Origin of the sequence: Oceanobacillus longus (assembly GCF_042650085.1) — a bacterium.
Taxonomy (GTDB): Bacteria; Bacillota; Bacilli; order Bacillales; family Amphibacillaceae; genus Oceanobacillus; species Oceanobacillus longus.
On the sequence record NZ_JBHSAO010000013.1, the window covers coordinates 1 to 12773 of the forward strand.

General features: G+C 38.8%; 12 protein-coding genes and 1 other annotated feature. Of the genes, 1 reads left to right on the forward strand and 11 read right to left on the reverse strand.

Annotation, left to right across the window (positions count from 1 at the left end; translation table 11 throughout):
* Window positions 1-330: 330 nt before the first annotated feature.
* Window positions 331-810: a glutathione peroxidase gene (locus tag ACFOUV_RS16430; RefSeq protein WP_379497872.1), complete on the forward strand. Its 480-nt coding sequence runs from the start codon at window positions 331-333 to the stop codon at window positions 808-810.
* A gap of 36 nt (window positions 811-846) precedes the next feature.
* Here ACFOUV_RS16430 and ACFOUV_RS16435 read toward each other — a convergent pair whose 3' ends face one another.
* The 11 genes from ACFOUV_RS16435 to ACFOUV_RS16485 all read right to left on the reverse strand — a co-directional run bounded on the left by ACFOUV_RS16435 (window position 847) and on the right by ACFOUV_RS16485 (window position 12667).
* Complete coding sequence (locus ACFOUV_RS16435; protein WP_379497873.1) at window positions 847-1569, reverse strand: amino acid ABC transporter ATP-binding protein; 723 nt, start codon at window positions 1567-1569, stop codon at window positions 847-849.
* Complete coding sequence (locus tag ACFOUV_RS16440) at window positions 1562-2221, reverse strand: amino acid ABC transporter permease (RefSeq protein ID WP_379497874.1); 660 nt, start codon at window positions 2219-2221, stop codon at window positions 1562-1564. The genes ACFOUV_RS16435 and ACFOUV_RS16440 overlap by 8 nt, the downstream gene beginning before the upstream one ends.
* A gap of 31 nt (window positions 2222-2252) precedes the next feature.
* Window positions 2253-3044 (reverse strand): ABC transporter substrate-binding protein, encoded by a 792-nt coding sequence (locus tag ACFOUV_RS16445; protein WP_379497875.1) that lies wholly within the window; start codon window positions 3042-3044, stop codon window positions 2253-2255.
* Between the two features lie 65 nt (window positions 3045-3109).
* The gene (locus ACFOUV_RS16450) at window positions 3110-4270 is read right to left on the reverse strand and encodes a M20 family metallopeptidase (RefSeq protein WP_379497876.1); all 1161 of its coding nucleotides are present in this window, start codon (window positions 4268-4270) and stop codon (window positions 3110-3112) included.
* Between the two features lie 216 nt (window positions 4271-4486).
* Window positions 4487-5926 carry a proline--tRNA ligase gene (gene proS, locus ACFOUV_RS16455; RefSeq protein WP_379497877.1) on the reverse strand — a complete coding sequence of 480 codons (1440 nt, stop codon included), beginning with the start codon at window positions 5924-5926 and terminating at the stop codon, window positions 4487-4489.
* Window positions 5927-5988: 62 nt separating this feature from the next.
* Window positions 5989-6213 (reverse strand) — a binding site (T-box leader).
* A gap of 107 nt (window positions 6214-6320) precedes the next feature.
* Window positions 6321-7151 carry a bifunctional hydroxymethylpyrimidine kinase/phosphomethylpyrimidine kinase gene (gene thiD / locus ACFOUV_RS16460; RefSeq protein WP_379497878.1) on the reverse strand — a complete coding sequence of 277 codons (831 nt, stop codon included), beginning with the start codon at window positions 7149-7151 and terminating at the stop codon, window positions 6321-6323.
* Window positions 7152-7177: 26 nt separating this feature from the next.
* On the reverse strand, window positions 7178-7663 hold the full coding sequence (locus ACFOUV_RS16465) for a DUF456 domain-containing protein (RefSeq protein WP_379497879.1): 486 nt from the start codon (window positions 7661-7663) through the stop codon (window positions 7178-7180).
* Window positions 7664-7759: 96 nt separating this feature from the next.
* On the reverse strand, window positions 7760-9211 hold the full coding sequence (locus ACFOUV_RS16470) for an ABC transporter ATP-binding protein (protein ID WP_379497880.1): 1452 nt from the start codon (window positions 9209-9211) through the stop codon (window positions 7760-7762).
* Between the two features lie 21 nt (window positions 9212-9232).
* Window positions 9233-10066 (reverse strand): ABC transporter permease, encoded by an 834-nt coding sequence (locus tag ACFOUV_RS16475; protein ID WP_379497881.1) that lies wholly within the window; start codon window positions 10064-10066, stop codon window positions 9233-9235.
* The gene (locus ACFOUV_RS16480) at window positions 10066-11055 is read right to left on the reverse strand and encodes an ABC transporter permease (protein WP_379497882.1); all 990 of its coding nucleotides are present in this window, start codon (window positions 11053-11055) and stop codon (window positions 10066-10068) included. Before ACFOUV_RS16480 ends, ACFOUV_RS16475 begins: the two co-directional genes overlap by 1 nt.
* A 19-nt stretch (window positions 11056-11074) precedes the next feature.
* Window positions 11075-12667, reverse strand: a complete 1593-nt coding sequence (locus ACFOUV_RS16485) for an ABC transporter substrate-binding protein (protein WP_379497883.1) — start codon at window positions 12665-12667, stop codon at window positions 11075-11077.
* Window positions 12668-12773: the final 106 nt, after the last annotated feature.

Consider the following 12773-nt stretch of genomic DNA (forward strand, 5'->3'; position numbering starts at 1 on the left):
AGTGGTTTGAAATCCTGCGAATAAGCGAGCATTTAAGAGTAAATTGAATCTATCTGAGGGAGTTTATATAAAATACGATGATAAAAGCAAGAAAATTAACGCCAAAAGAGCATTGGAATTTCGATGTGTCTAGACTGTTACGCGCAAGCAGTTAATCCAAAGTCATCTTCTTGTTTAGTGTTATTTCCAGCCCTCTTACCAAGGCTTATTTGTCCATTTCACTCTGCGAAAGTTAAGTAATTAATTAATCAAATCGCTTATACTGGTGGTTCAATATTTTGACTTATAAATTTCAAATTGTTATAATCTTTCCATAAAGGAGGAGTTTATGTGTCTATTTATAATTATACCGCAAGTACAATTCAAGGCGCGGAAAAACCCCTATCTGATTATAAAGGGAAAGCAATGCTGATTGTTAATACTGCGAGCGAATGTGGATTTACTCCACAATTAGAAGGATTACAAAAACTATACGATAAATATAATGATCAAGGTTTAGAAATATTAGGATTTCCAAGCAATCAATTTGGCAATCAGGAACCAGGTACAGACTCCGAAATAGCTAACATTTGCCAAAGAAACTATGGCGTTACTTTCCCTATGTTCAGTAAGATTGATGTTAACGGAGAGCATGCACATCCATTATTTAAACATATGACTTCAGAAAAAAAGGGGCTTTTAGGAGGCCAGATTAAATGGAACTTCACCAAATTTCTAGTGGACAAAGAAGGTAATATTGTGGACCGGTTTGCTCCACAGAAAAAACCTGAAAGTCTCGAAAAAAATATTGAAAAATTACTGAACGTTTAAAATAACCCCCTCCAACACATGTGGAGGGGATTATTTTTATAGCACCTTATCCAAAAAGTCTATAGCCCTGGTTGTTTTCGGTTTGTCGAAAAATTCCTTAGGATTCCCTTCCTCCATGAGGACACCATCATCCAAAAATAAAACTTTATCAGCTACTTCTTTCGCAAAGTTCATTTCATGTGTCACGATTACCATTGTCATACCCGTATCTACAAGATCCTTCATAACATCCAGCACTTCTTTAACCATTTCAGGATCAAGTGCTGAAGTTGGTTCATCAAACAACATAATCTCTGGATCCATCGCAAGTGCCCTCGCAATAGCTACACGCTGCTTCTGGCCACCAGATAGACGGTTTGGATAAGCATCTTCTTTATCAGTTAAACCAACTTTTGCAAGAAGCTCCTTACCATTTTTCAATGCAGTTTCTTTTGATTGTTTCTTAACCTTTTGCGGTGCATACGTAACATTTTCCAACACCGTCATATGCGGGAATAAGTGAAAATGTTGAAATACCATTCCAATATTTTTCCTAATTTCCAACTTATCAACTTTGCCATCTGTTATATTTACATCTTTAATATAAATTTCTCCGCTTGTTGGTTGCTCCAAAAGATTCAGGCAGCGCAAAAAGGTAGATTTACCGGAACCAGACGGTCCAATTACCGTAACAACTTCTCCCTTATTAATTGTTGTGGAGATATCTTTAAGTACTTCATTTTTGCCAAATACTTTTGTTATATTCGAAGCTTTAATCACTCTGTCTCATCCTCCGTTCCACAAGCGCACCAATTTTAGTGAGAATGAAAACCATTACCCAATAAATTAATCCTGCAAATAGGAGTGGTTCAAAATTCGCATATAGATCAGCACCAACAATTTGGGCCCGCCGCATTAGATCAAGATACCCGATGGTAGATACAATTGCTGATTCTTTTGTTAATGTAATAAATTCATTCATCAATGCAGGCAGTATATTTTTGAATGCCTGCGGAAGAATGATATTGAGCATCATCGGACGATATGGAACACCGAGCGCTTCCGCTGCTTCTGTTTGTCCTTTATCCACTGCCATAATTCCTGCACGAATAATTTCAGATACATATGCTGCAGAATTTAAACCAAATGCCAATATTGCAGATAAAAATGCGGAGATATCATAACCAGTCAATTGAGGTACTGCAAAATAAATAATCATTAATTGCAAAATAAGTGGTGTACCTCTGAATATTGATGTATATGCATCCGCAAACCATTTCAATAGTGGTATTTTAGTAATTTTACACATTGCTAAAATTGTACCAAGAATAAAACCTACAACTATTGATATACTTACAAATTTTAATGTTGCCCCTATTCCTTCCAACATAAAAGGAATATAAGGCACGATTTGAGTAAAATCCAAATTCATGCCCTATCACCTCGTTTCTCTTGATGCTATTTTATTCTGATTCGGTTAACCATTTTTCTTTTAATTCATTTAATTGACCACTGGATTCAATTTCTTCCAATGCAGCATTTACTTCTTCAACTAATTCGCTTCCTTTAGGGAATGCGATTGCCATACCTGGTGAAACTGTAGTAGGATCATCGAAACCAACAAATCCTTGTGACTCAATATACCCTTTTGCTACTTCTTTATCCATATACATTACATCGATACGATTCGAGTTAATTTCCTGAACCATAATTCCGGCATCATCTACTTTTTTAACTTCAAACCCATATTCTTCACTTAATTGATCTGCACCTTCTTCTTGTATCGTCCCAAGCTGAACACCGACTTTTTTTCCTTCAAGCTCTTCAAGTGCTTCGATTGGTTCTTCCGCTTTTGTTACAAACATTTCTCCTGAACGATTATACTCACTAGAAAAGTCCACATTTTCTTTACGTTTTTCAGTTGCACTCATACCAGCCATTACCATGTCCACACGTTCTGCCTGTAAAGCTCCAATTAATCCATCAAAACTCATGTCTTCTATTTTCAGTTCATAGCCTAGTTCCTCGGCAATAAGCTGAGCCAATTCAATATCAAATCCTTCAAAATTTCCTTCTGTATCACGTGATTCGAATGGTGGGAAATCTGCTGAAGTAGCCATTGTTAATACTTCTTTTTCCTCTGAGTCTCCTGAATCTTCATTAGAATCTGTATCTGTCTCGTTGCTACCGCCACATGCTGCTAAAAACATAATCAATAAAAATGCTGTAATTAATTTACCAAATGAGAATTTCATGTGTTTTATCTCTCCCTATTTTAAATTAAGTTATATTTTACCTTTATTCTTTACAAAAGACTTCTTTATGATGACTGTGAAAATTCCTCTTGTATTGCTTTAAATAATGCTTTATCTGTTAAAACATCAAAACCAGTTTGAGCTAATGAGAGTGCTCCATCGTGAAGTGCCTGTTTCCCTTCTTCTGTTACCGTTTGTTCAGCAAATTGTGTTGTATGATGGATTAAACCGGGCTTATTCATTCCTATATAAGGGTGAATTGCAGGGACAACCTGACTGACATTCCCCATGTCAATGGAACCATACGATTCTTTTGCAGGAAGGACCGGATATTTACTAGTAAGCTTCAAGTTTTCTGTATATCTATCAGATAACACTTGATTCGTTATCATATTATCATAACTTAATTCATAATTCGAGACCTCCAGTGATGCCCCTGTCATTAATGCTGCCCCTTCTGCAATATTTTTTACCTTTTTAACAACTTCATCTAGGTATTCTCTATCTTTGGCCCTCACATAAAATTGCGCTGTAGCATTATCTGGAACAACATTTGCCGCCTGACCACCTTCCGATATGATTCCATGAATCCTAACATCGGAAGTTACGTGCTGTCTGAGAGCATTTATTCCATTAAATAGTTGTATCACACTATCTAATGCGTTAATACCTTGTTCAGGAGATGCAGCTGCATGGGCGGATTTCCCTGAATAACTGAACTGTATAGCATCCATTGCAAGTGATTCTCCGCTCTCATTGGAAACGTCTCCAGGATGAACGATCATCGCTACATCAATATCATCAAAAGTTCCTTGCTCACTCATTGGTACTTTAGCTCCATTCGTTTCTTCGGCAGGTGTGCCCAGTACGATAACACTTCCTCCCGTTTCTTTGACTAATTTACTGAGTGCGACGCCCGCTCCAGTGCTCATTGTTCCAATCAGATTATGCCCACAACCATGTCCTACCCCAGGCAATGCATCATATTCTGCCAAATATGCAATCTTCGGTCCCGGTTTTTCGCTATGAAATTCCGCCTTGAAAGCTGTCGGCCGTTCAACAATTCCCGTTTCAATTTCAAAATCATGTTTTTTGAGAAAGTCTGTAAGGACCTGCATAGACTTGAATTCCTGATCTCCCAGTTCGGGATTCTCATATAATTGTTTACTCATTTTCCAAAGATCATGAATAATATTATCTATCGCTTGATTTAATTGTTTTTTCATCGTTGCCTCCATTGATTATGTATATTTATAAGTTTATATGTATATTTATAACATATATTCACTAGATAACGCAATAGGTTTTTATATAGATCGTATTTTCCGAGGAGTCAGTCAATTTAATTCGCTCTTTACTTGATTAAAACGAACAAACTACATGTCACTTGCTCGTTTTAATCAAGAAAAGGAGCACTGTCATAGCAGTGCTCTTTTCCAAAATTAATATGCTTTTGCCCAGTAAACCATTTCTTTTGCTTCCTTACCACAGCATACACATGTATCTGCTACTGTCTCCTGTTCAAATGGAATACAGCGGGAAGTTGCTGTTGTTTCCTCTTTAATCTTCTCTTCACAAGCAACATCTCCACACCACATTGCTTTAATGAATCCACCTTTTTGATCAAGCGTTTGTTTAAATTCTTCCATATTTGTTGCAACACTTGTCATTTCATTGCGGTGGTCCAATGCCTTCTGGTATAAATTGGACTGAATTTCTTCCAATAATAAAGGAAGGCGCGCTTCCAAATCATGGAGTGCTACAAATTCTTTTTCACCCGTATCACGACGAACGAGAACAACTTGCTCTTTTTCAATATCTTTTGGTCCCATTTCAATTCGAACTGGGATACCTTTCATTTCGTATTCATTGAATTTCCATCCTGGCATTTTATCGCTGCCATCGATATCTACACGGACGAGATCCTGTAATTGATCACGTAATGTGTAGGCCTTATCCAAGACGCCTTCTTTATGCTGGGCAATCGGAACAATCATTGCCTGTGTTGGAGCAATCCGTGGTGGTACTACTAATCCACGGTTATCACCATGAACCATGATTAATGCACCCATGATTCTTGTTGAAAGTCCCCATGAGGTTTGATGAGCAAACTGACTTTCCCCGTTTTCATCCAAATACGTAATATCAAAAGCTTCAGCAAATCCGGAACCGAAATGATGTGACGTACCCGATTGCAATGCTTTTCCATCATGCATCAAGCTTTCAATAGTTAAAGTATATTTCGCCCCTGCGAATTTTTCTTTATCGGTTTTACGACCCTTCAGCACTGGAACCGCAAGGTAGTTTTCTACAAGGTCAGCATAGACACCAAGCATTCTGTCTGTTTCCTTTGCTGCATCTTCATCTGTTGCATGTGCAGTATGACCTTCCTGCCAGTGGAACTCAGATGAGCGCAGGAACGGACGTGTTGTTTTTTCCCAGCGAACGACATTTGCCCATTGGTTATAGAGCTTTGGTAAGTCACGATAGGAATGAATATTTTTGGAATAGTAATCACAGAAAAGTACTTCAGAAGTAGGACGGACAGCTATTCGCTCCGCTAGCTCCTCATCTCCACCATGTGTTACCCAAGCTACTTCCGGTGCGAATCCAACAACATGGTCTTTTTCCTTTTGCAGAAGGCTCTCAGGGATGAACATTGGGAAAGCAACATTCGAGTGGCCTGTTTGCTTAATTTTGCGATCGAGCTCATCTTTTATATTTTCCCATATGGCATAGCCGTATGGCTTAATAATCATTGTTCCGCGTACCTGTCCGTAATCAACTAAATCAGCCTGTTTTACTACATCTGTATACCACTGAGCAAAGTCATCTTCCATTGCAGTAATTTTTTCTACAAATTGCTTGTTCTTTTTACCCAAACCGAACACCTCATTTTATTCATATTTGATTAATATTTAAACACAAAAAAATCCTCCATCCGAAAAGGGACCGAGGTCTGGTGGTACCACCCTTGTTTGCAAAGGATTGTCCTTGCACACTTAGCTTGATAACGGTTATGAACCGCGCACATCTTAAGGCAATCATTTGCTTTTCCGATGGCGAACTCAGGAGGCAGGTTCTAATTCATGTCTTTGGAAATTCACAGCGTCCATTTCCTCTCTTGAAAAGACAAATTAATTATACTAATCCTCTTCAACGTTTCCTATATGTACTAAATATATAGACTCTAATTTAGAAAGTCAAGCGTACTCGGCGATTCGCATTTCACTCATTAAAAATCGATCTTTCCCTTCTCCGGCACTCCCAAAAAGGTCATATCGTTTTCACTATAATCGGATATGCTTCACCATATTTTCTTTCAGCAATATGATAGGTTGGTCCAACAATATCAGTATATGAAAATCCATATTCAATTGCTGTTGTTACGAAGCTTTTAGCAAGATAAACCGCCTCTGCAACTGGCTTTCCCTTCGTAAGATAAGCGGTAATTGCTGCAGAGTACGTACACCCTGCTCCACTCGTATTAACGGTATCGATTCGAGGAGCCTCAAAGGTAGTGAGCGTCTCCCCATCATACAATACATCAACTGCGGGTCCAGTTAACCTTCCGCCCTTTACCAACACATACTTGGATCCAAGAGCATGTAAGTCAACCGCGGCTTGCTCTAAATCTTGAAGTGTATGCAGTGGCCTGTCCCCCAGAAGAACCGATGCCTCAGGTATATTTGGTGTAATCATCCTTGCCAACGGAATAAGTTTACTTTTCAAGGCATGAATTGCATCGTTCTCCAACAGTTTGGAATTCATTTTCCCTACCATTACCGGATCGACCACAATCGTTTTAATCTCTGAATCCTTAATCAAGCCTGCAACCGTTTCAATAACTTCCTTCGTAAACAACATTCCTGTTTTTAATCCATCCGCACCAACTTGTTGTATCGCAGTATAAAACTGAGCCTCAATTGCTTCCATCGTTTGTGGATGTACATTTTTATTTGTCTCTGGATGACGACCTACGATAGCCGTCACAACGCTCATACCATAAACATCCAATTCCTGAAATGTTTTTAAATCTGCCTGGATTCCAGCACTGCCACCCGCAGCCGAACCCGCAATGGTCATCACTCTTGATGGATAATTCATTGGAAAGAATCCTTTCTTTTTACCATTTAGAATAAAACTAAGATAAAGAACCAAATAATCATTACAACTTGAATCACTACTTTTGCAAATGTACCACCTAGAAAACCAAATAACGAACCGATTGATGCCCGGAAGGCTTCTTTTGCAGTTCTCTTTTGTACCATTTCAATGATAAAAACAACAATGAATGGAACGTAAATAATTCCGAATGGTGGTGTAATGAAAGAACCAATAATTACCGCTACTGCTGCTCCACGTTCACCCCACTTGCTTCCGCCATATTTCTTCACAAAGTAACTGTTGGCAATAATATCCGCAACAATGAGCAGAATCGTAAATACAAACATCACTATCCAAAATAATGTATTTAGTTCTGTTCCGTTCAATACAAATTGATACAGGAAGAACCCTACCCATAATACAAGCACCGATGGAACAATCGGAAAAACGATTCCAGCAAAACTTAAAATAAATAGTACACTAATAATAATCCAAATTATGACGTCTAACATAATATTCCAATCACCCTTCAAAAGCTAAGATTAATGGATTAACTTCAATTTAGTATATCGTAATTCGGTTTTGAAAGGGAAGGAATATACTTTACCTTATACATTTGTAATATCATTGAAATTGATAATACGATCACTTACTCGCTTCAATAATTGATAATCGTGACTGACCGCAAGTACACCGAGATTCCTCTCTTTGGCTAACTTTAAAATTGTTTTCCACAGATGCGCCTGTGAGATGGAATCAAGCATTGTCGTTATCTCGTCTGCAATAAGATATTTTGTATTACCGTGAAGCGAACGGGCTACTGAAAAACGTTGTAATTCCCCACCAGATAACTCACTTGGCCAACGTGACAACCACTCCTGCTTCATCTTTAAATCATGAAGTAACTCGCTTTCCGCCATCCCACTCTCTGCCAAAACCTTTTTCATCTGCCACTTGGGATTTATTACTTTTTCAGGATGTTGCCAAACTAATTGAACCGGATGCATTAATGAATCAAAATTTGTTTCGCCATTTACTGTCACCGTACCTGTATTTGATTTTAAATATCCAGCAATAATTTGTGCCATTGTTGATTTACCTGATCCACTATACCCATGTAATCCAACTATTTCACCAGGATTCACCGTTAATTCAAGATCTTCAAAGAGATAGGGATTTCTTCCATAACGGTAACTTATTCCTTTTACAACAAGCTTTTGCTCATCACTATAAGATATTTTTCTGTCCTTCATCTTCTCAAAGTCAGTAATAAATTCATTTTGAGGCAAGGCATTCCAAAGGTCTTTCGTATAGGAATGACTTAACCTTTCCCCTTTCCCACTAAAATCTTCAGAATTCGCAATTTCAATTGTTCTACCTTCATGAAAAACAGCTATTTTATCTGCAAATTTTAATGCCGTATTTATATCATGTGTGATAAACAGAATGCCTTTTCCATCCGAAGCTAATTGTTGAATATTTCTTACTGTCTCCTGAAGCACTCTCGGATCCAATCCAGGTGTTGGTTCATCCGCTATAATTAAATGAGCATTGCTGGCCATCGCAGTTGCTGCCAAAACCCTTCTAGCCATTCCACCGGATAGTTCAAATGGATACTTTTGACCGGTTTCTATCGGCAATCCAATCTCGCCGAATATAGCTTCCTGAACTTCCTTTTTATCTCTGGTTCGAATGACTGATTGCACTTGTTTTCCAGTCTTTATCAATGGATTGAGTGCATTAACAGATTGGGGGATAAGTGAGATTTCCTTTCCACGTAGTCGAATCTGCTTATTGTGAGTTAGCACTTCTCCTTTGTATTTTAATGTTCCATTAAGTATTACATTGTCAGGAAGTATACCAAGAACCGCATTTGCCAGTAGACTCTTTCCTGATCCACTGGCACCTACAACCGCTACAATTTCCCCTTCATCGATGGTTAAATTTAATTGGCGTATAACATCCATTTTGGTTTCTCGCAAACCTTTTTCATATCGACGAAAAGAGAGGGAAAATTCTTTTACCTCAAGCAACGGGTTTTTATCTTTTGTTGTTTTCATTCTAGTAGAATCCCCTCTTTCTCACCTCTGTCCATGAAATGGATCAAGTAATCTCTTTAAATTTTTACCTAGCATATCAAACAAAGCTACCATGATTAATAATGAAAGACCCGGAAAAAATGCCAACCACCACATTCCGGTTGACAAGTAACGCATTGACTCGGATAAAATGACTCCGATTGCAGGTTGTTCGGTGGATAACCCAAAACCGAGAAATGTGATAGCAGCCTCATGTAAAATCGCGTGCGGAAACAATAAAATAAAACCGATGAAAACCTGTGGAACTAGATGAGGCAATAAATGCTGCCTTGCAATCCACCACCTCGATTTCCCCAACCGTTGAGATACCCCTACATATTCTGCACTTATTATTTGCAGCATCTCAGCTCGCAACAAGCGAGTCAGGCTTGGCCAGTGTGTAAACGCAAGGCCTATCACTACGCCTTTCATTCCACCACCCATTGCAAAGGAAATCAATATCAAAAGAACAATGTGAGGAACACTAAGGAATAAATCGATAAGCCAAGTAACTAGATAATCGACTTGCTTATTCCAAGAAGCCAATAAGCTTAAAAGTAAAGCAATACCAGCACTCAACGAAGCTGCAAGTAACCCTACTCCCATACTTAGTGTTAAACCCTTTAAAGTGCGTGACAGCATGTCCCGTCCAAGCCAATCTGTCCCGAAGAGATGATCTAGGGAAGGGGCACTATTTTTCATTGCCAAATTTACAGAAAGCTTGTCTGCGTCGATAAGTATCCCACTTATTACCATTCCAAATAGAAAAATCACTGCCAGAACAATAATAGCTAGTGTTTGCTGTCTAAGATTTAATAGTTGAATTCGTCCCCTCATCAGATATCATCCTTTCTAATGCGAGGATCAATAACGTTATACAATAGGTCAGCAATTAAGTTTCCTGTGAAGACAAAGATCGTACTAAATAATACAATTCCCAATAATAGCGGAATATCGCCACCTAGACCCGCTTGCACAACTGCCTGTCCAAGACCCGGATAAGAAAATACTTGTTCCGCCAAAACCGCTCCGCCAAAAAGTTCTCCAAATGAAGCAAAATGCAATGAGATAGCCGGAAGTGAAATATTCCGCAAACCGTGATTCCATAACAAGGTAAAACCTCGCTCCCCTTTAGCTTTTGCGAAACGAACATACTCACTTTCAAGGACTTCAATCAACTTCTGTCTAGTATGCAACGCAACATTTGCAACACCAGCAATACTCAATGTCAATGCAGGTAAAGCTAAGTGTCGTAACCGTTCAAAAAGCGAAACTTTCTCTGCCAATATTCCGGCAGGTGATCCAAGCCCAATCGGAAACCAACCAAGCCAAACGGAAAACAGCATGAGTAATAATAATCCGAGCCAAAATGCCGGCGTTGATGCAAGCAGAAAGCAATATCCTTTAATCAATCGGTCTATCCAGGTTCCTTCTTTCGTACCTGCAATAATACCTAGTAAAAAGCCAAACAGGCCTGAGAGTATCCAGGCCATACCCATTAATGCTAAAGATGCCAGGAAACGTTCCCCAATCGTCTCAACAACCGAGCTTCGATACAACAGGGAGGTACCCAGTTCTCCCTGTAGTACATTTCCCCCCCAATTTAAAAATTGTTCGAGTTTTGGTTCGTTTAATCCCCAGTAATCCGCAATATCTTCACGCTGCTCGGGACTAACTCTAGTCATATCTGCACCAATATAAGATTGCACAGGATCTATTGGTGAATAACTAATCAATGTAAAAGAAAGTATACTGACTGCAATTAATAATGTTGCCAGTTTAATTGATTTTCTAATGATGTATTGTGCAATTTGTTTATATCGCAATGTTTAACCTCTTTCTCTCTTACTCTTTCCAACGCCACTGCTCAATAAAATCCGTAATTGGCCACCCATGTCCATGCGGCTGAATTTTCTGTTCGCCAATTTCGAGGTTTTCATTAACGAAATATAAATGATTCAGATTAACAAGCCATGCCCACGGTGCATCACCTTGTGCTGAAAACCCTGTTTCTCCATCCCATTGTGCTTTTTTCCAATATTTATGTGCTTCTTCTTCGGAAGTCGCATGCATTGCTTGGTTCAAATATTCATCAACAACAGGATTCGAATAGTAGTTGGCATTATAATAACCAATCCCTCTTGTTTCACTACTGTAGAGGTTGTAAATTTCCAGAGGGTCGTGACTTCCCCATCCCATCATTACCGGATGTGAATACATTAATTGTTCCAATTCATTCCAGCTTTTCCCTTCCGTCGTAACCTGAATCCCCAATGGCTTCATCATATCGGCGAATGTAATGGATAAGGATTGACGAATTTGATCGCCTGCAGGATATAGTAATGTAAATGCTGCAAGCAAACCATCTTTCTCACGGAAACCTTCTTCATTCTCCACCCATCCAGATTCTTCTAAAATCTGTTTAGCTTGTTTGACATCATTATCTCTTATTGACGTATCCGCATTCCACCAAGGTAAATGATCCGCAACGGAATATGCCGGAGTGCCAAACCCCTCCAGAACCCCATCAACAAATGTTTGACGATCCACACCAACATTTATAGCCTTTCGTATTGCAATATTAGCTGTAACATTATTTCCTATTGGAAAACCATCAGCAGTTTGTTCCCCTTCCCTGACGTACGGAAACATGATGCCTCTATTATCTACGCTCTCTAATTCGATAAGATTCATCCCAGCTATCTCCTCATTAGCAAAAGCTGGCGGCACAGAAACTACATCTACTTCTCCCGCTTTTGCAGCTGCAAATGCAGCATCTTCGGATAAAAATAAGAAGGTTAGCTTGCTAAAAAAAGGCTTGTCTCCATAATATTCCGGATTTCCTTCTGCAATAATCTGCTGTCCTTTATCCCATTGAACCAACTGAAATGGTCCCGAACCGATTGGATTTTCATTATACGTATCATCATATGCATGCTCCGGTACAATCCCTGTTGAGACCAGTAAATTAATAAAAGTGGATTCCGGTTCTTTTAACGTGAATTCAACGGTATATTCATCAATACTTTTGACTTGTTCTACATTACTGAGATCAATAATCGAGCCGCTTGTTTTTGCTGTTTCAAATGTAAAAATAACATCGTCAGCTGTAAGGGGCTCCCCATCGGAAAATTTTACATCCTCACGAAGATTTATCGTCCACGTCAGCCCATGATTACTCACTTTATAATCAGTAGCTAAATCATATCGAATGTTAAAATCTTTATCATATGTTAATAATGTACTTTGAAAAAGGGGTGAACCATAGCGTCCCCATCCTGTTGTAGGATTAAAGCCCTCATCAGGTTCTCCGCCAACAGCAAGGATCAACTCATCTGTTGCTTTCGTTTTTTCATTTTCTTGTGTCCCTGAACAAGCTCCCATTAATAAAACAAGGAAGATTAAAATTGCCCAGACAAATGCTTCTTTTTTCTTCATATTATAGTCCCTTTCCGTTGATGCTCTATCCTATTCATTGTAATTCCTCTTGAATGATACTGCAATAAAACATGCATTTATTATTGTTCAACGTTTTAACGATTCT